The sequence below is a fragment of the Maribacter sp. MMG018 genome (genome assembly GCF_018100785.1).
GTDB lineage: Bacteria > Bacteroidota > Bacteroidia > Flavobacteriales > Flavobacteriaceae > Maribacter.
This window is the reverse complement of sequence record NZ_JAGJEC010000004.1, coordinates 195,675-212,990: the sequence shown is the minus strand read 5'-3', so window position 1 is coordinate 212,990 and position 17,316 is coordinate 195,675. Positions and strand designations below refer to the sequence as shown.

The 17,316-nt window shown below is 40.3% G+C and carries 20 protein-coding genes; 11 read left to right on the top strand and 9 right to left on the bottom strand.

From position 1 onward, the window contains the following. Positions 1-148: 148 nt before the first annotated feature. Positions 149-607, bottom strand: coding sequence for a MarR family winged helix-turn-helix transcriptional regulator (locus tag J8L85_RS16030; RefSeq protein WP_211018955.1), 459 nt, complete (start codon positions 605-607; stop codon positions 149-151). Between the two features lie 118 nt (positions 608-725). Between J8L85_RS16030 and hisC the strand changes: the two genes are divergently transcribed. The 5 genes from hisC (at position 726) to J8L85_RS16005 (ending at position 6,390) form a co-directional block, all read left to right on the top strand. Further along, complete coding sequence (gene hisC / locus J8L85_RS16025; protein ID WP_211018954.1) at positions 726-1,835, top strand: histidinol-phosphate transaminase; 1,110 nt, start codon at positions 726-728, stop codon at positions 1,833-1,835. A gap of 53 nt (positions 1,836-1,888) precedes the next feature. Further along, positions 1,889-3,019 carry a 4-hydroxyphenylpyruvate dioxygenase gene (hppD, locus tag J8L85_RS16020; protein ID WP_211018951.1) on the top strand — a complete coding sequence of 377 codons (1,131 nt, stop codon included), beginning with the start codon at positions 1,889-1,891 and terminating at the stop codon, positions 3,017-3,019. Between the two features lie 73 nt (positions 3,020-3,092). After that, the gene (locus J8L85_RS16015; RefSeq protein WP_211018949.1) at positions 3,093-4,253 is read left to right on the top strand and encodes a homogentisate 1,2-dioxygenase; all 1,161 of its coding nucleotides are present in this window, start codon (positions 3,093-3,095) and stop codon (positions 4,251-4,253) included. A 19-nt stretch (positions 4,254-4,272) separates the two neighbouring features. After that, positions 4,273-5,508, top strand: a complete 1,236-nt coding sequence (fahA, locus tag J8L85_RS16010) for a fumarylacetoacetase (protein WP_211018947.1) — start codon at positions 4,273-4,275, stop codon at positions 5,506-5,508. Positions 5,509-5,514: 6 nt separating this feature from the next. Beyond that, the gene (locus J8L85_RS16005; RefSeq protein WP_211018945.1) at positions 5,515-6,390 is read left to right on the top strand and encodes a flavin reductase family protein; all 876 of its coding nucleotides are present in this window, start codon (positions 5,515-5,517) and stop codon (positions 6,388-6,390) included. Positions 6,391-6,411: 21 nt separating this feature from the next. On the opposite strand, the gene cls (J8L85_RS16000) is transcribed toward J8L85_RS16005, so the two are convergent. From cls (J8L85_RS16000) to J8L85_RS15985, 4 genes are all read right to left on the bottom strand, one after another. Then, entirely contained in the window at positions 6,412-7,836 is a 1,425-nt protein-coding gene (gene cls, locus J8L85_RS16000) for a cardiolipin synthase (protein WP_211018942.1), read from the bottom strand. Between the two features lie 110 nt (positions 7,837-7,946). Further along, positions 7,947-8,132 (bottom strand): hypothetical protein, encoded by a 186-nt coding sequence (locus J8L85_RS15995; protein WP_211018941.1) that lies wholly within the window; start codon positions 8,130-8,132, stop codon positions 7,947-7,949. Positions 8,133-8,177: 45 nt separating this feature from the next. Beyond that, positions 8,178-8,339, bottom strand: coding sequence for a DUF1328 domain-containing protein (locus J8L85_RS15990; protein ID WP_084696445.1), 162 nt, complete (start codon positions 8,337-8,339; stop codon positions 8,178-8,180). 147 nt (positions 8,340-8,486) lie between these two features. Then, positions 8,487-9,179, bottom strand: a complete 693-nt coding sequence (locus tag J8L85_RS15985; RefSeq protein WP_211018939.1) for an SOS response-associated peptidase family protein — start codon at positions 9,177-9,179, stop codon at positions 8,487-8,489. Between the two features lie 224 nt (positions 9,180-9,403). Here J8L85_RS15985 and J8L85_RS15980 point away from each other — a divergent pair, with 224 nt between their 5' ends. Continuing rightward, on the top strand, positions 9,404-10,435 hold the full coding sequence (locus J8L85_RS15980) for a helix-turn-helix domain-containing protein (RefSeq protein ID WP_211018936.1): 1,032 nt from the start codon (positions 9,404-9,406) through the stop codon (positions 10,433-10,435). A 35-nt stretch (positions 10,436-10,470) separates the two neighbouring features. Here the strand turns inward: J8L85_RS15980 and J8L85_RS15975 are convergent, their stop codons facing one another. Continuing rightward, complete coding sequence (locus tag J8L85_RS15975) at positions 10,471-10,920, bottom strand: PA2169 family four-helix-bundle protein (RefSeq protein WP_211018934.1); 450 nt, start codon at positions 10,918-10,920, stop codon at positions 10,471-10,473. A 400-nt stretch (positions 10,921-11,320) separates the two neighbouring features. Here J8L85_RS15975 and J8L85_RS15970 point away from each other — a divergent pair, with 400 nt between their 5' ends. Beyond that, complete coding sequence (locus tag J8L85_RS15970; protein WP_211018932.1) at positions 11,321-11,797, top strand: DNA starvation/stationary phase protection protein; 477 nt, start codon at positions 11,321-11,323, stop codon at positions 11,795-11,797. Between the two features lie 197 nt (positions 11,798-11,994). After that, entirely contained in the window at positions 11,995-13,041 is a 1,047-nt protein-coding gene (locus J8L85_RS15965) for an AraC family transcriptional regulator (protein ID WP_211018930.1), read from the top strand. A gap of 14 nt (positions 13,042-13,055) precedes the next feature. On the opposite strand, the gene J8L85_RS15960 is transcribed toward J8L85_RS15965, so the two are convergent. Genes J8L85_RS15960 through J8L85_RS15950 form a run of 3 tightly spaced genes read right to left on the bottom strand, consistent with a single transcriptional unit; the run spans position 13,056 to position 13,940 of the window. After that, positions 13,056-13,256, bottom strand: a complete 201-nt coding sequence (locus tag J8L85_RS15960) for a hypothetical protein (RefSeq protein WP_047247410.1) — start codon at positions 13,254-13,256, stop codon at positions 13,056-13,058. 3 nt (positions 13,257-13,259) lie between these two features. After that, the gene (locus J8L85_RS15955) at positions 13,260-13,607 is read right to left on the bottom strand and encodes a hypothetical protein (protein WP_211018928.1); all 348 of its coding nucleotides are present in this window, start codon (positions 13,605-13,607) and stop codon (positions 13,260-13,262) included. Further along, a complete protein-coding gene (locus J8L85_RS15950; protein WP_211018926.1) occupies positions 13,608-13,940 on the bottom strand; it encodes a YtxH domain-containing protein in 333 nt (110 codons plus the stop codon). A 205-nt stretch (positions 13,941-14,145) separates the two neighbouring features. On the opposite strand from J8L85_RS15950, the gene J8L85_RS15945 reads away from it, so the two are divergent. From J8L85_RS15945 to cls (J8L85_RS15935), 3 genes are all read left to right on the top strand, one after another. Then, positions 14,146-15,507 carry an NAD-dependent succinate-semialdehyde dehydrogenase gene (locus J8L85_RS15945; protein WP_211018924.1) on the top strand — a complete coding sequence of 454 codons (1,362 nt, stop codon included), beginning with the start codon at positions 14,146-14,148 and terminating at the stop codon, positions 15,505-15,507. A 45-nt stretch (positions 15,508-15,552) separates the two neighbouring features. Beyond that, on the top strand, positions 15,553-15,690 hold the full coding sequence (locus J8L85_RS15940; RefSeq protein WP_211018921.1) for a hypothetical protein: 138 nt from the start codon (positions 15,553-15,555) through the stop codon (positions 15,688-15,690). A 208-nt stretch (positions 15,691-15,898) separates the two neighbouring features. Beyond that, positions 15,899-17,305 (top strand): cardiolipin synthase, encoded by a 1,407-nt coding sequence (gene cls / locus J8L85_RS15935; protein WP_211018919.1) that lies wholly within the window; start codon positions 15,899-15,901, stop codon positions 17,303-17,305. Positions 17,306-17,316 lie beyond the last annotated feature (11 nt).

Here is a 17,316-nt window from a genome sequence, read left to right as displayed (position 1 = left end):
TGCTTAGAAGGCAGATGCTCTATCCAGCTGAGCTACGCGACCGTCCAACATTAAAAAATCGCTTTTTTAAATGTGGCTGCAAATTTAGTAAAAAATATATAGCGGTAAAACCAAAATCAACGAAAAGATTCACTTATTTAAAAAGCCCTTATTCTATGGGTTTTTTGTAGCCCTCGTACTCATCAAAATTTTGGTACAATTGGTCTAAGACCTTATAAAAGGTCTCAAATTCATCTTCAGAAATGTCAATGGTGCTTACCCGGCGCAGATCTTTTATCAAGGGCATTACCTCTTTCATCAGGTGTCGGCCCTCTTCGGTCATTATTAGTTTATAGCGTTTTTGGTCGTCCCTGAACCTAGATTTTTTCAACAGCCCCTTTTTACATAGGCCACTGATCACACGCGAAGTGGTGGCCCTGTTTCTAAAGTTCGACTTGGCAATATCTGCCTGTGAGGCTTCCTTGCCCTCTAAATGTACCCGTTGTAAAATGACCCATTGCTCAATGGTAAGGTCAATATCGTTATCGGCGAAAACCTGTAAAAAGGTATGTTGTACCTTTTTTAAAGTCCGATCTATATACACGCCAAAACCTTCGGTCCTATCCATAATATCTATTTCTGATATCAAAAATAGTGGAGATAATCGTTAAAATTGTTGTTAGTGCAACAATATTGAAAATATTTTGTAGTTTTACCTTGGTTAGGTAACACATAAATGAGCTCAAATGGCGTCTATACGATATAAACCATACATTTTAGAAGATAGTACCTATAAAGGTGGGGGCAAGAAAATAGCAATGCCCAATGGTATTAAGGTACATAAGCTGTCTTCTAATGAAAATCCTTTAGGGTATTCGCCCAAAGTAAAAGAAGCGTTGACGGGTGCATTGGACAATTTAAGTCTGTACCCCGACAATACCGACCATCGATTGCGAGAGGCATTGGTATCGGATTTTGATAACCAATTGACCGCTGACCATTTTATCACCGCCAATAGCGGATCAGAGATCATAGATATTATTTCCAAGGCCTTTTTGGGGGAAGGTGACGAAGTGTTCGTTAGTCAGCCCTGCTTTTTACCTTATACCGCTTTTACCAGGTGGATGGGGGCCAAGGCCGTTAATGTACCAATGACCAGTGATTACGATTATGACCTAGAGGGAATATTAAAGGCGATTACAGAGCGTACAAGATTGGTGTTTTTGGCTTCGCCCAATAATCCGTCCGGAAATTACATTCCCAAAGAAAAACTGACCGCCTTCATGGGGCAACTTCCAGAACATGTGGTCGTAGTACTCGATGAGGTGTACAGGCATTTTGCCGAAGCTGGCGATTATACCTCGGCGTTACCTTATGTATTGGAGAAAAAAAATATAATTGCCATCAATAGTTTTTCTAAAACATATGGTCTGGCAGGGTTAAGGGTAGGGTACTGTTACGCTCCCTTGCACATAAGCAACTATATCAGAAAAATATGCAAGCCTTTTTTACTATCGTCTTTGGCGCTAGAGGGTGCCATAGCTGCATTAAAGGATATAGATTTTGTAGAAAGAACGGTGCAATTGGTACAAGGGGAACGCGCATATGTATTGAACGGATTACGTGCCTTGGGCATCAAGTTTTGGCCTACACAGGGCAATTTTGTGATGATACACCCACCTATTCCCGATACCGAACTGGTGGCTTCGTTAGAGAAAAGGGGAATTATGGTACGGCCCGTAGGTAACTTTGGCGCTCCGGGAATGGTACGTATTTCCTTTGGAACAAGAGATGCCAATAAGGCAATGCTAGAGGCACTTTCAAGAATCATTAAAGAGAAACCATTAATAGCATAAAACATTTTTTTTAGCAACAATGTTGCATTAACAACAAACTAAAAACTTAAGATATGTCAACTTCGATAGCAACAGAAAAAAAACAAGGGAAGGCAACCGATTTTATGCCTATAAACGGTACCGATTATATAGAGCTCTATGTGAGCAACTCAAAACAGGCGGCACACTATTACAAAACTGCGTTTGGGTTTCAGTCATTGGCCTATAAGGGTTTAGAGACGGGGAGTAGAGAATATGAATCGTATGTGGTAGAGCAAGACAAGATTAGGTTGGTGCTTACCTCGCCGCTTAAGAGCGGTACCGAAGTAGGTAGGCATATAGACAGGCATGGCGATGGTGTAAAGGTGACCGCCCTATGGGTAGATGATGCCACCTATGCCTATGAAGAAGCGGTAAAAAGAGGGGCGAAAAGTTTTATGGAGCCCCAGGTAGAAGAGGATGAAGACGGTAGGGTAGTACGTTCGGGTATTCACACCTATGGTGAAGTGGTACATATATTCGTGGAAAGAAAAGACTACAATGGTGTTTTCTTGCCAGGTTATAAGAAGTGGGAGAGCGATTACCGACCTACGGATACCGGTCTAAAATATGTGGATCACATGGTGGGCAACGTTCACTTGGGTAAAATGAACTATTGGGTAGAATTCTACGAGAAAGTGATGGGCTTTACCCAAATTCTATCCTTCGACGATAAAGATATTTCTACGGAGTTTACGGCTTTGATGAGCAAGGTAATGAGTAATGGTAACGGTCGTATAAAGTTTCCTATAAACGAACCTGCGGCCGGTTTAAAGAAATCGCAAGTAGACGAGTACCTGGAATTTTATGAAGGGGAAGGTGTACAGCACATTGCGGTAGCTACCAATGATATCGTTAAAACCGTGACCGACCTAAAAAGTAGGGGCGTAGAATTCTTGACGGTGCCCACTACCTATTACGATCTACTTACCGATAGGGTCGGTAAAATAGATGAGGATATAGACTCGCTACGAAAATTGGGAATTTTGGTAGACCGCGACGATGAAGGGTACCTACTTCAAATATTCACCAAGACCGTGCAGGCAAGACCTACCATGTTCTTTGAGATAATACAGAGAAAAGGGGCCACCTCTTTTGGTAAGGGCAATTTTAAGGCATTGTTCGAGGCTATAGAACGTGAGCAAGAGCTAAGGGGAACTTTATAGGTTCTTTAAACATTTTTTAATGTAGTAATACCTAACTTTAAGGGAGAGAACAGATTAATTAAAACATTGGTTTATGCCCATTTATCACAGACAAGGTAATATACCCCCAAAACGTCATACCCAGTTTAGAAGACCGGACGGGGAGCTGTATTCCGAACAGTTGTTCGGTACCATTGGTTTTGATGGTATGTCGTCGTTGTTGTACCATCACAATAGGCCTACGATGGTGAAAGAAATATTGAAAAGCACCGATGTATCTCCGAAGATTGCGCTGGAAAAGCACATTAGGTCGTTAAAATTGGTAAGTTTTAATGTGGCGCCCAAAGATGATTTTTTAGAGGCGAGAGAACCGCTCTTGGTAAATAGCGATGTACATATTGGGGTGGCCGCCCCAAGAAAATCGATGACCACATACTTTTATAAGAATGCCGATGCCGATGAAATGCTGTTCGTTCATAAAGGTTCTGGGGTGCTTCGTACCATTTTCGGGCAGATTCCCTTTGAGTATGGCGACTATCTGATCATTCCGAGGGGCGTTATCTACCAAATCGATTTTGATGGGGACGACAACCGTATTTTTTATGCGGAATCGTTTACGCCCATATATACACCCAAACGGTATAGAAACTGGTTTGGACAGTTGTTGGAACATGCTCCCTTTTGCGAGCGCGATTATAAGTTGCCGCAAAACCTGGAAACTTTTATAGATACCGATGAGCACCTGATGAAGGTGAAAAAACAAGGGGTGATCCATGAAATGGTATATGTAGGCCATCCTTTTGATGTTGTGGGGTGGGACGGTTACAACTATCCGTACGGATTCTCGATCCACAATTTTGAGCCCATTACGGGTAGGGTGCACCAACCGCCACCGGTACACCAGACCTTTGAGACATCGGCCTTTGTTATCTGTTCTTTTGTGCCAAGGCTATACGATTACCATCCTAAATCCATTCCTGCGCCCTACAACCATTCCAATATAGATTCCGATGAGGTGCTGTATTATGTAGATGGCGATTTTATGAGTCGTAACGGGGTGGCCCCGGGCAATATTTCGTTGCATCCGGCAGGCATACCACATGGTCCGCACCCAGGGGCTGTAGAGCGTAGTATCGGTCAGAAAGGCTCTGAGGAACTGGCAGTGATGATCGATACTTTTAAGCCCTTGCAGGTAACCGAAAATGCCTTAAAAATCGATGATGGCGATTACTACCGATCATGGTTGAACGCTTAACCAATTAATGTGCTTTTAGATGAAACCATTGCAGACTTGGGTACCGGTGCCCGAAAATTCCGATTTTACAATATACAACCTGCCTTTTGGTATTTTTTCGGTCGCCGGGGATGCACCCAGGGCCGGCATCGCCATTGGTGACCAAATTATTGATCTGGCCGTATTGGCCGATGCCGGGTTAATAGCTCCGGAAAAGGACTATTTTACACAACCTACCCTGAACCGTTTTATAGGGCTGGGAAAAAAGGTGACCAATGAGGTGCGGTTACAGGTGCAAAGATTATTGATAGATGAGGATTCTGAACTAAAAAAGAACCCACGTTTTTTGGTGCCCCAAAGTGAGGCGACCATGCATCTTCCTATAAAGATCGGTGACTATACCGATTTTTATAGCAGTTTGGAACATGCCACCAATGTGGGTAAAATGTTCCGAGATCCAGAAAATGCCCTGTTGCCCAATTGGAAACATATACCGGTAGGGTATCACGGCAGGGCCTCTTCTGTGGTGGTCAGTGGCACCCCCATACACCGACCCAAAGGTCAGGTGATGCCAAAAGGGGCCGCAAGCCCTGTTTTTAAACCTACGGGCCGATTGGATTTTGAACTCGAGATGGCTTTTGTTGTTGGAAGAAATTCCGATTTGGGAGAAAGTGTGCCGGTGTCGCGTGCAGAGGAGTATATTTTTGGCATGGTGCTTTTTAATGACTGGTCCGCTCGCGATATCCAAAAATGGGAATATGTGCCCTTGGGGCCATTTTTGGGTAAGAGTTTTGCATCGTCCATGTCGCCCTGGATCGTTACCATGGAAGCTTTGGAACCCTTTAGGGTAAAAGGTCCTGATCAAGACCCCGAAGTGCTGCCCTATCTGCGTACAGAGGGTCCCAAGAATTACGATATTGACCTGTCCGTCGGTATTAGGCCCCAAAATGGGGAAGAAGAGGTCTTGTGTAGGTCAAATTTTAAGTATATGTATTGGAACATGGCCCAACAATTGGCGCACCATACCATAAACGGTTGCAACATATGTGTCGGGGATGTAATGGCCTCGGGCACCATTTCGGGTAAAGATGAAACTTCCTATGGATCTATGTTGGAACTTTCTTGGGGAGGACAAAAAACAATCGACCTAAAGAACGGTGCTACGCGCACTTTTATTGAAGATAACGACACTATTACCATGCGGGGTTCCGCCAAGAAAGGTGATGTTAGCATCGGTTTTGGTGAAGTGTCGGGAAAAATACTACCTGCTAAATAACAAGAAATGATAAAGACGATCGATCCCAATAACGTTCCCCAACAACAATTACATGCCTATTTGCTTTCCGCCGTGGCGCCCAGGCCTATTTGTTTTGCAAGTACTGTTGATAAAGAGGGTAACGTGAATTTGAGTCCTTTTAGTTACTTTAATATTTTTAGTATCAACCCGCCAATAATGATATTCTCGCCCAATAGAAGCGGTAGGGACGGGTCTTTGAAACACACCCATGAAAATGTATTGGAAGTGCCCGAGGTGGTCATAAACATTGTAAACTACCCTATGGTAGAGCAGATGTCTTTGGCCAGTACGTCGTACGACAAAGGGGTGAACGAGTTTAAAAAATCCGGGTTTACCCAAATAGAAAGTACCAAGGTGAAACCGCCCAGAGTGGCAGAAGCTCCGGTGGCCATTGAGTGTAGCGTAACCGAGGTGATCGAACTGGCGGATACGCCGGGCGCCGGAAACCTGATTTTGGCCAAGGTAGAACTGGTACATATGAATACCGATTATTTGGATGCCGACGGCAATCTAGATACCCAAAAATTGGACTTGGTGGGCCGTATGGGCGGAAACTGGTATACGCGCTCCAGTGGAGACTCGCTCTTTGAGATTCCAAAACCTATTCGTAACAAAGGTATAGGCGTGGATCAATTGCCGATAGCGGTTCGTGAGAGTAACGTACTTACAGGTAACAATTTGGGACGCCTAGGTAATTTGGAAAGCTTGCCGAGCAAAGAGGCCATGGATGCTATTGCGGCCCTGCCAGAAGTAGGGGAAGTAATGGCCGATAGTACTGTAAAGGTACATCAGCTTGCCCAAAGGTGGTTGCAAGAAGGTAAGACCGAAGACGCTCTGGCGCTCTTATGCATTAATACATAAGGTAAGTGGCGATGGTTTGGTTTAGAGCAAAGGGCTGAAAAATTTGGCGAGCCCCTCCATGAACTTTATAAAAATGGAGCGATTTTTAAACTTGGCGAGTTCTAGGCGAACGTTTTTCTTGCAATGGTCGCGAAATAGTTCATCAATGGTCTGTACGATTTGTTGGTCATAGATAAGCATATTGGTCTCAAAATTATGCTCAAAACTGCGATAATCGAAATTACCGGAACCAACAGAGGCTATTTCACCATCGATTACGATTACTTTACTATGTGAAAAATCGGGTCTTAGATAAATATTGGCGCCAACGTTCAATAGCGATTCAAAAGAAGAGAACATACTGTATTTTGCCAAAAGTGAATCAGATTTTTTGGGTGTTAGCAAGTTGACCTCAATGCCACTTAAGGCCGCTATTCGTAATGCTTCTAATACAGGTTGACCAGGTATAAAATAAGGATTGGCGATACAGATACTCTTTTCGGCAGTATTGATCATGGTCAAATATTGTTGCATGATCGCAGGGTATTTAGAATCGGGCCCGCTAGATACTACTTGGGCAATACTGGTACCTACGGCATTTACTTTAGGAAAATACCTGTCTTGTAACAAAAGGTCTTCATTACTGGCAAAATGGTAATCTTTTACAAATATCCGCTGCAGGCTGTTCACTGCTGGGCCTTCTATTTTTAGGTGCATATCTTGCCACAGCCCCAAATCGGAAATAGGTTTTATGTATTTGTCCGATACGTTGAAACCTCCCGTAAATCCGACATTGCCATCAATAACCATAATCTTTCTGTGGTTTCTGTAATTCAGCGTAAACAACAGGTTTCCAAATCGTATGGGGAGCGAAGGATAGGCCTGTACCCCTATTTTCTTAAAACGCTTAACGACCTTTCCCCCCAAGGCATGGCTTCCCAAAGAATCGTAGAGCATTCTGATCTCTACACCTTCCTTTATTTTTTTGGCGAACAGCTCATATAAACGATCGAGCAGGTCTCCCTGTTCCAATATAAAATACTGCAGATGTATAAATTTTTGGGCTGCTTCAATGGCCTTGAAAATTGAACTGAACGCCTCGTCACCATCGTTAAGAAGTGTTATTTTGTTGCCCTCGTATGGGGCAAAGTAGCTGTTGCTTCTGATGAGGGAGGCAATTTTATTGTGTTTATAGTCGGTAAACTCATGAACACTTTGCTCTCCTCCCTTTAGCTCTTTATACGTTTCTGAGTAGAGTTTTCTTTTCTCGTCCTGTTTCAGTTTAAAAAGCTTGAATTTTCTTCTGTTGATACCAAAAAGATAGTAGAGGATAGGGCCCAAAAACGGCATAATGATCACGGTTAGCGACCAACTTATCATTTTAGTGGCCCGCGAGCCATAAAAAATAATGTTGATGATGCTCCATAAGGTGACCACCGCATATGCTATCCAAAAAACACTACTCATTCAATAATCGTTTGTAAGTCATTAAGATACCATATTTTAAGGGGTCGGTGCATATTTACATAAAAAAAGAGGGCTATAAGCCCTCTTAGCGGTCAGTGTTCTTTTTTATACTATTGGTGGTCGTCGGTGGCATCATCGATTTCATCTTCGATCTCTTCGGCACCTTCTTCAATACCGTCACCGATTTCCTCGACTCCATCCTCAATTTTTTCACCTGCCGTTTTTTCTTCTCTACAACTTAGTGCTACACCTATTGTCATTAGACAGAATAGGAACATATATACCGATTTTTTCATTCTTTTTATTTTTAAGGTTATTAATTATTTTGTTGTTTTTGTAGGCTATACTACTTTTTTGCCTCTAATTAAAGAGATAAGGAAAAGCACTATAAATACAAAGAATAGAATTTTGGCTATACCGGCGGCACCTGCCGCGATTCCTCCAAAACCTAGGATACCTGCTATAATAGCCAGTACTATAAAAATTATTGTCCAACGTAACATAATATGATTGTTTTTAAGGTTCTAATACTCAAGGGGCACTCCCTTTTTCTTATAGTGTAAATTTCGGGGTATTATTCCGTAGGTCTTGGTGGTATCCACACAATGCTTAACTCATATGAGGTTATCGATTGGGTTCAATGAAAAATATTAAATTTCGGGATATTCATATGCGGCCAACATGCTGTCGTACGATATATCATTGTTAAAGAGTTCTTTGGCGATGGGCGTGGCCTTAAAATCTATAACAGGCCTTCTTTTCAGAATATTTTTTACTTGGTCAAAAGGTGTTTCGTGTGCCAACCAACTGTCTACGTCCTCTTCGCCAATAATTATTGGAACGTTATCCACGGTATTCTGATATTGTTTTATAAAACCGGCAGATTTGCCGATTAGCAACGAACAGGTTATAAAACCATCCTCTAAAGTATTGTAGACACTGGCAAGGTAAAATGGTTTTTCGTTTTTAAGGCTTATATGGTAAGGAAAAGATTTTCCGTTTTTTATGAAAGAAGTAAAAAAACCGGTAACGGGCAACAAACCTCTTTGTTGTTTTATAGGCTTGGTACACCATAGATCGGAATCTAAGGTGTTTTCATGAAGGTTGAGGGTGTTGCAAATTCGTTGAAAAACACCCCAATCCTCACTATATTTGGTTGGAAGCAACCCCCAAATCGACAAAGAGATACTATCTTTTTCTTGCATGGTAATAATGGGAATGGAAACCTCGTTTAAACCATTTATCACTTGTTGTGGAGTATAAAGATTTGGATATTTAAAGGTTGCCTTGGTAAATTTTTCCAGAATTTCTTTCGTCGCAGTATTTGATAATTTAAAATACATTTCCCTTTCTTTTCGACCTACAAGTAATAGAAATAACGAAAAAGGTATTGTTTCAAACAATTAAAAAGGTGACGCATTAGAAATAAATGCCCAGCAAAACCACTATATGCGAGTTATTATAATGGTTTTGTTAAAAACTTATTCCGGTTCCCTAAACAAAATATAAAACTTGACTTACTTTTACTAAGGGGAAAAATCTCAATATCAGTAAAATAGATATCTCTATGAAGACAAAAAGGAGAAATGCATTGCACGAGCTACTTCTTTTAAACAAGAAATTAAAAGGTACCGTGGTCAATGAAAGTGGAGTGCCTGTTTTAATGGTGGATTCCACTATAGGTTCTGGACAGGTAAACTGCGTAAATTTGGAAGAAGGTCTTATGGCCTTTGAATTTGACCTGACCCTAAATACCGACCATGAATTGGTGATGGATTGGGTAGAAAGTGATCAGGTATGTCTTTTCTATTGTTTAAAGGGAAATTGTTTTCATAAGTTTTATGGTCATCAAGTAGTTACGAAACTTGAGGAACTGCAAACGGCGGTTGTTTTTAACGATCAAGACCACAAGACAAAATTAATCTTTAAAAAAGATGAACATTTGGTCTTTAACTGCATACGTATCAATTTAAAGGAATATAAGAATCAGTTAGAGGAACAAAGCGATACCTTGACCGCATTATTGGATTCATATGATAAAACAAAGGGAAACCTTCATGTGGGTAAATTTAATCTGGAGATTGGGGAATTGATCAAAAAGCTGGAGAATGCCAAATTTGCGGATTCCATCGCTTCCTTAAGTTATTTTAATGGAGTCTGCCATATGATATTGGCAAAGCAGATAGAGCAATTTCAAGAAGATATTGAAAAAGGCATACAACCGGCGACCACACTGTTAAAAAAGGAACTGGAGATGATTACCGAGCTTACGGATTATATTAACAACTATCCGGAAGCGCCACATAGTATTGATGCTATTTCTATGAAATCGGGGATTTCCCCTTCCAAATTACAGCTTGGTTTTAAGTTTATGCACGATACCACTTTGGGGGAATATATTAGAAATGTACGATTAAAAAAGGCGGAAGAGCTTATTCGGAACACCGATATGAATATCTCTGAAGTCGTTTATTCTATAGGTTTTACCAGTAGAAGCTATTTCTGTAAAATATTTAAGAACAAATACAACTGCAGTCCAAAAACATATAAGAAACAAGTAGACGGTAGACCCGTAAAAAAAGAAAAGAAGGACGTGTAGCCCTTCTTTTACCAATATAATTTTAATAACTTTTTTTAAGCAATATCTTCCAATGTTTTAATATTGGCAAGACCGTTCTCGATGGCCATCTTCTGATTTTTTAATATTTGCAAGGTACTGGTCGGTAAAGAGGCATCCTTAATTACTTCGTCATATTCCTCAACAGACGCTTTTTCACCCCTAATGGCTTCTTCTAGCATAGCTTCTTCGTTATCGTTGGCAAAAAGTGCTTTAACATCCATCCAGGCTCTGTGGGCCTTACTGGTAATGCTATCACCCTTTTCTACTTCATGACCAAAAGATTTTATTTCGGTCTTTAGTACGTGTCCAAAATTGTATCGTTGTGCTGCTTTGTCCTTAAAATAAGATTTCAATGCGGTATTTTCCGTATGCTCTGCGGCTTTTTTAAAACCTTTCTCCGCATCGTATGTTTTTTCTAAAATGTCGTTTAACTTGTTTCCTACAGTTTCTGAGTATGTATTCATAATATATCGTATTAAATTATAAACCGATTTTTATTTTGAATGCCGGTCATTTTACATCCGTTTAGGTATGCATTATCTAATGTTCAATGCTGCCTACACTCCAAAATTACAAGGGTGATGCCTGATTTCTTTGCTTAAATACCGGATGCTTTAACTCATATGGATAGCGTTAAGATAAAAACCTTTTGTGTTAACCTTCAAATAGGGTTTTGGATGTTGTTTTATATGTTAATTATTGGTGTGAGGTATAATAAAACGTAGGTATGAGGTTTTGCAGTCGTTAAAGTTCTGCCAAAATATTATTAGGGTCAAGTGTTGTTTCGATTGAGACAATTACAATTAATGCCGCTATGTAATTTTGAGTATTGAAACGATAATTATTAACGTTAAATATTTAATTATGAGTTATTTGAATATAGAGGTAAAGAAGATAGAACCGGTAGTGGACGAATTGAATATTCTTTTGGCGGAATATAATGTATACTATCAAAACCTTCGCGGGTTTCATTGGAACGTAGTGGGCGAAAACTTTTTTGTGCTTCATGAAAAGTTCGAGGAATTGTATACCGATGCAAGAATTAAGGTAGACGAAATAGCCGAGCGTATTCTTACCCTTAGGCACCACCCCGAAAGTAGGTTCTCGGAGTATCAAAAACTATCTAAGGTAGGCGAGGCCGGCTCGTTGGTCAGTGACAAAAAAATGGTAACACAGATACTTGCCGATCACCAGCAACTTTTAAAACAAATGACCAAAGTGGTAGAAAAGGCCGAGGACGCCGGCGATGAAGGAACCGTTGATATGATCGGGGGCTATATTGGTAGTTTAGAAAAAGTAAGTTGGATGTTGGATGCCTGGTTAAAGAAGAGTAACAACTAGTCGAAGGGTCGCCACACAAAATGTAATACAAAGAAAAAGTCCTTTATCGGGACTTTTTTTTGCTCTATAGGTGAGTTGAATAGGGCAGCATAACAATTTTTGTATATTAATCGCTACGTCATATGAACTAAAGATATGCTTGGCGGACGTATAATTTTGATATTGCACCGGCAGGTCTAAAAGCAGGAAGATAAACGATGATAAGAATTAAGACTACGGGAAGCTCTACAGCTAGTAATGTTAAACAGATCCAAGAACAGATAGGAGGGGAAATTACGGAGAGATGGGGCGAATATACCCTTAGGGTAAACAATGAAAAAGCTACCGGCGACATTAGGTTCATCACTTTTGATTGGGGGGTCACTTTATTGGAGTATAACATTACGTTTCACGATGATGTTACTTTCGTAATGGATTCTGAAGATTTTAACCCCATTCGTTTTTATTATTGTCTAGAAGGCCACTGCAGTCATCGTTTTGAAATTCAACCGGAATCAGAAACAAAAACCTTAGAGCAGTTTCAATCGGTAATTATTGCCAATAATAGCAATGATCCAAGTTATGGGTATTTTTCAGAAGGGGTAAAGTTGGCCATTAACGTGGTACAGATTACACGTAAGAAATTTTTAAGAAAAAGGTTGAACGGGGTAGAGGCATTGAATAAAAAGCTCTACCATGTGTTTATGGATACGGACCACGAAAAAAGATTCACCTATTTTGGGTCTTACAACCTAAAATTGGCGAATAAAATCGGGGCATTGAGAAAAGTGCGTAACAAGAACGGTATGGTTCGCGTAATGCAGATAGAAGGTTTGGTGTACGAGATTTTGGCCATGCATATTGCACAGCACGAAAAAGACAGTAAAAATACCCTGCCAGAAACAGCCTTGGTTCGTAGAGAGTTAAAGATTATTAGGGATCTTGCCAATAAGATCGCAAAAAATGTATCTGTCGATTATACTTTAGAAAAGCTGTCCTTAGATACGGGACTGTCACAGGCCAAATTACAGGAAGGCTTTAAATTGTTATATGCCAGAACGGTGACGGAATATATACGCCACGTTAGGTTAGAGGCCGCAAGGGACTATATTAGCCAAACAGATATGAATATCTCTCAAGTGGTATATTCCATTGGGTTTAGCAGTAGAAGTTACTTTTCTAAAATTTTTAAGAACAAGTATGGTATAAGCCCTAGCGATTTTAATAGCAACGTAAAACAGTCCATATCGTTAAAAACGGTATAGTTAAGAGGGGATGTTTATTTTAAAAATCTCTTGATTAAATACAAAAAGCCATATTTTTTCACCAATGATACCGAGGTAGATAGCCAGTTGTAGGGTGCCAAGTCTTCTTTAACTTCCTGTTTGAGCCCCTTTAGCTCTTCTAGCGCAATTTTACGCTCCAAATCCAGTTTATGCAGATCAAATTCTATTTGATCGAAGTTCTCATATATTTTCATGGTTTAGGTAAAAAATTTTGCCGACAATTTCTTTACGATAAAATTGTCAATTCTTTTTCTTGTCTTGTATAAAATGGTGACTATAACAAAGAAAAGAGCACCAATAATCAAACAGGAAAGAACCAGACTGTCTAAGATTTCACCAAGAAAAATAGTACCCGCTACCGAAAAGAATAGTAGGCCCAAAAAGCCCAAACTACCAAGAATGGCCATTTTACAGAACATTCCGGTAGTTAATGACAATTGGTGAAAAACTTTCAGTTTGTAATACTCCTGTGTCTTCTGGTAAAACTGTTCGCTTAGATCTACAGCTTTGTTAGAAGTTTCGTTTAGAGAATTAAAAACACCCATCTATGAACTTTTTTGCAGTTTTTTGTTTTTGGCTTTCAGTTCAGATAATTTCTTTTCAAGGGTGCTTATAACATCCTCGGTCTTATAACTTACATCCGACACCAAAGATTCAACTCTCGTGTCCAGCGTTTCCTTTTCAGAGGCGATGGTATCCGCAACCCTATGCTTTAGCTGAATGGCATTTTCCGTTAAACTTTCTTTGGTCTCGTTCGCCTTGTCCGCGATTCTTTTTCGTGTTACTTCTCCCTTGTCTGGGACATATAATATTCCTAGTGCCGCACCAATGGCAGAACCAGCGATAATTGCTAAAAGTGTGTTTCCGTTATTACTCATAATAGTATCAAATTTTAGATTTAAAATATGATGTCTCTCATCATTTACAGTACAAATTTCGTACTATGATACTGTACTTGTTAGCTCAAATAATTTAATTGTTAACGGCAATGATAAAGAGGTGAAAAAAGGAAGAATTTAATGGTTTTACATTCCCGTAAATAGAAGGTTAGCCTTAACTTAGCTATGTATAAAAACAAAGGTTATGGCAAGTATTTTTTCTAAGAATCCTTTTACTGGAGAAACAGGTAAAGAATATGAATTGGATACCCCGAATTCTATTTCCGAAAAGTTGAAATTGAATAAAAAAATTCAAGGGGATTGGAGCCGTTTACCCATTGAGGAACGATGTAAATTATTAAAAAAAGTGGCTAGTCTGTTAATGGACCGAAAAGAGGAGTATGCCAAACTCATGACATTGGAAATGGGCAAACCCATATCACAGGGCATTGCAGAAATAGAAAAGTGTGCATGGGTCTGTGATTTTTATGCCTATAATGCAGAGGATCTATTGGCGGATGAACTTATAGATACCGATGCCGATGAGAGTTTTATAAGTTACGACCCTCTGGGCTGCATATTGGCGGTGATGCCCTGGAACTTCCCTTTTTGGCAGGTAATCAGGTTTGCGGCACCCACACTAACGGCAGGTAATACGGGGATTCTTAAACATGCCATGAATGTTCCCGGTTGTGCAAAGGCGTTGCAAGCGCTTTTTGAGGATGCCGGTTACCCCAAAGGTTGTTTTCAAACAGTATTGGCAGGGCATGCCGAAATTGAGGGGTTAATAGGCAATGACCAGATCAAGGCCGTTACCTTGACAGGAAGTGAGAAAGCGGGAAAAAGTATCGCCAAGGTTGCGGGCGGTCACCTCAAAAAAACCGTGTTGGAATTAGGTGGTAACAATGCCTGTATCGTTTTTGAGGATGCCGATCTGGACAAGTACCTAGAAACGATGGTCATGGCAAGAATGCAAAATACAGGACAAAGCTGTATCGCGGCCAAACGCTTTATCGTATGCGCCGATATTTATGATGAGTTTGTAGACAGGTTTACAAAACGTGTACGGGAATTAAAAACGGGCGATCCTTCGGATGCCGAAACATATGTAGGTACCTTGGCAAGGGAAGATTTGGCGGAAACGTTAAAAGATCAAGTGGACAGGTCTTTAAAGATAGGAGGCAAACTTGTTTTAGGAAATACCATGAACGGTGCCTATTTTGCACCTACCATAATCACCGAGGTAGTGCCCGGTATGCCCGTTTTTGAGGAAGAGACCTTTGGTCCAGTAGCCGCGATAGTAAAAGCGAAAGATAGGCAACATGCCATAGAGTTGGCTTCCGATTCCAATTATGGTCTGGGTACAATGCTTTTTACCGAAGATACCGATGCCGCTTATAACCTAATATCAGAGATACCCGATGGCGCCTTTTTTGTTAATGATATGGTCAAATCGGATCCTAGATTGCCTTTTGGTGGCACCAAGGCCTCTGGGTATGGTAGGGAGCTTTCTAGAGAGGGTATCTTAGAGTTCGTGAACAAAAAGACCGTTTATATTAAAAAATAGGAAGATGCCCTTTATAATTTATAAAGAGTGGTTAACTTGTAAGATATGAAGAAACTAATTCAGATTATTGGAGCTTGGTACGGAGCCAGAAAAATAGGGGGCGGTAAATGCGGTTGCATAGGAACCTTCTTCGTTTTTTTGATTTTGTATTGGATTTTTGGTCACGTATTGGATTATTTTTAGAAAAGTCCTCGTAACATAAACATTCATTGCCAAATGTGGTTTACGTCCATTATTTGGCAATATGTATTTATTACAACCATTGTTTACAGGAAAGGCCAATCGTGATAAACCGAAAAATGACGGTTGTCACGGTCCTTTTACGGTGTAAATGTTATATTGTTGATCTTTATGCCTATTGAGCAATACGTAACTATACAAGCTAAAAGCTATGGGGACTATTCTATTTGTTGGTATTTATGTCCTAATTACCATATTTATAGTACTTACGATTCTTTTGCACGGTGCAAAACCTGTTAAGAGTTTAGCATGGTTATTGGCCATATTCGCCATACCCATCGGTGGAATAATCCTATACCTGCTATTTGGTAGAAATAGAAGAAAGCTTAAGTTGTTGCGCCTTAAAAAAGACCTGTTCGCAAAATTGCCGAAACCTAACGAGCAGCAAATAAATGCTTTTGGGGGAAGATTTAAAAAACTGATAAAGCTTTCTTATAAAAACTCACATTTTCCACCTACTTCTAACAATGAGCTACATTTGCTAAAAGATGGCAAAACAACCTTTAATGCCATTTTTAAGGCGCTGGAGACGGCAAAGACCCAAATTCATATTCAGTACTATATTTTTGAGGAAGGGGAGCTTGCCGACCGGTTATTGGCATTGTTCGAGCAAAAAATCGCCCAAGGTGTTACCGTTAGAATGATCTATGACGGTATCGGTAGTTTTTCGTTAAGTAAGAGCTATTTAAAAAAGCTAAATGCCATTGGGGTACAGGTCTATTCTTTTCTTCCCTTTAAGTTTGGTCGCTTTTTTTCATCCTTGAATTATAGAAATCACAGAAAGATTATTGTGGTAGATGGTCTTGTGGCTTTTACGGGCGGAATCAATATCTCGGATAAATATTTAAAGGGTCAAGTAGGATTGGGAAAATGGCACGATATGCATTTAGAGATCAAAGGGCCTGCAGCCAACCATTTAGATCAAGTTTTTATGATGGATTGGTATTTGGTGAGCGAAGAATTGTTACAACCGTTGGCCCACGCGAAAAATGAGGTGAACGCCGTGTCGGATTCTTTGGTGCAAATAGTTTCCGGAGGGCCCGACGATGATTTTCCGGTATTGGAACAAACCTATTTTTCCATTATCAACAAGGCCAAAAAATATCTGTATGTTACAAATCCTTATATAATTCCCAGTCAGGCCATTATACAGGCTTTGCAGACGGCGGCTCTAAGTGGGGTAGATGTACGTTTGTTGGTTTCGGAGAATGCGGACAATACGATCGTAAGTTGGTCCGTTCACTCTTACTTTGAAACGTTTTTAAAAGCAGGAATAAAAATATATCTCTTTCCCGATGGTTTTTTACACAGCAAGATCATTGTAAGCGATGACGCCATTAGCACCATTGGAACGGCCAATCTGGACGACCGTAGTTTTGAACAAAATTATGAGGTAAATGCCGTTATTTATGATAAGGCTTTTGCCAAGCTTTTGAAGGAGGACTTTCTAAAGGATAGTGCTACCAGCAAAATGCTCAACTATGAGGAATTTGTGAACAGACCGTGGGGCAAAAAGTTAAAAGAGGGTGTCGGTAAAATTTTTAGTCCCCTGTTATAGTCCGGTTACAA

Excerpts from the sequence above, each read along its gene's own strand:
- J8L85_RS16030 (WP_211018955.1), bottom strand. The coding sequence starts at position 607 with ATGGATAGGACCGAAGGTTTTGGCGTGTATATAGATCGGACTTTAAAA.
- hisC (WP_211018954.1), top strand. The coding sequence starts at position 726 with ATGGCGTCTATACGATATAAACCATACATTTTAGAAGATAGTACCTAT.
- hppD (WP_211018951.1), top strand. The coding sequence starts at position 1,889 with ATGTCAACTTCGATAGCAACAGAAAAAAAACAAGGGAAGGCAACCGAT.
- J8L85_RS16015 (WP_211018949.1), top strand. The coding sequence starts at position 3,093 with ATGCCCATTTATCACAGACAAGGTAATATACCCCCAAAACGTCATACC.
- fahA (WP_211018947.1), top strand. The coding sequence starts at position 4,273 with ATGAAACCATTGCAGACTTGGGTACCGGTGCCCGAAAATTCCGATTTT.
- J8L85_RS16005 (WP_211018945.1), top strand. The coding sequence starts at position 5,515 with ATGATAAAGACGATCGATCCCAATAACGTTCCCCAACAACAATTACAT.
- cls (WP_211018942.1), bottom strand. The coding sequence starts at position 7,836 with ATGAGTAGTGTTTTTTGGATAGCATATGCGGTGGTCACCTTATGGAGC.
- J8L85_RS15995 (WP_211018941.1), bottom strand. The coding sequence starts at position 8,132 with ATGAAAAAATCGGTATATATGTTCCTATTCTGTCTAATGACAATAGGT.
- J8L85_RS15990 (WP_084696445.1), bottom strand. The coding sequence starts at position 8,339 with ATGTTACGTTGGACAATAATTTTTATAGTACTGGCTATTATAGCAGGT.
- J8L85_RS15985 (WP_211018939.1), bottom strand. The coding sequence starts at position 9,179 with ATGTATTTTAAATTATCAAATACTGCGACGAAAGAAATTCTGGAAAAA.
- J8L85_RS15980 (WP_211018936.1), top strand. The coding sequence starts at position 9,404 with ATGAAGACAAAAAGGAGAAATGCATTGCACGAGCTACTTCTTTTAAAC.
- J8L85_RS15975 (WP_211018934.1), bottom strand. The coding sequence starts at position 10,920 with ATGAATACATACTCAGAAACTGTAGGAAACAAGTTAAACGACATTTTA.
- J8L85_RS15970 (WP_211018932.1), top strand. The coding sequence starts at position 11,321 with ATGAGTTATTTGAATATAGAGGTAAAGAAGATAGAACCGGTAGTGGAC.
- J8L85_RS15965 (WP_211018930.1), top strand. The coding sequence starts at position 11,995 with ATGATAAGAATTAAGACTACGGGAAGCTCTACAGCTAGTAATGTTAAA.
- J8L85_RS15960 (WP_047247410.1), bottom strand. The coding sequence starts at position 13,256 with ATGAAAATATATGAGAACTTCGATCAAATAGAATTTGATCTGCATAAA.
- J8L85_RS15955 (WP_211018928.1), bottom strand. The coding sequence starts at position 13,607 with ATGGGTGTTTTTAATTCTCTAAACGAAACTTCTAACAAAGCTGTAGAT.
- J8L85_RS15950 (WP_211018926.1), bottom strand. The coding sequence starts at position 13,940 with ATGAGTAATAACGGAAACACACTTTTAGCAATTATCGCTGGTTCTGCC.
- J8L85_RS15945 (WP_211018924.1), top strand. The coding sequence starts at position 14,146 with ATGGCAAGTATTTTTTCTAAGAATCCTTTTACTGGAGAAACAGGTAAA.
- J8L85_RS15940 (WP_211018921.1), top strand. The coding sequence starts at position 15,553 with ATGAAGAAACTAATTCAGATTATTGGAGCTTGGTACGGAGCCAGAAAA.
- cls (WP_211018919.1), top strand. The coding sequence starts at position 15,899 with ATGGGGACTATTCTATTTGTTGGTATTTATGTCCTAATTACCATATTT.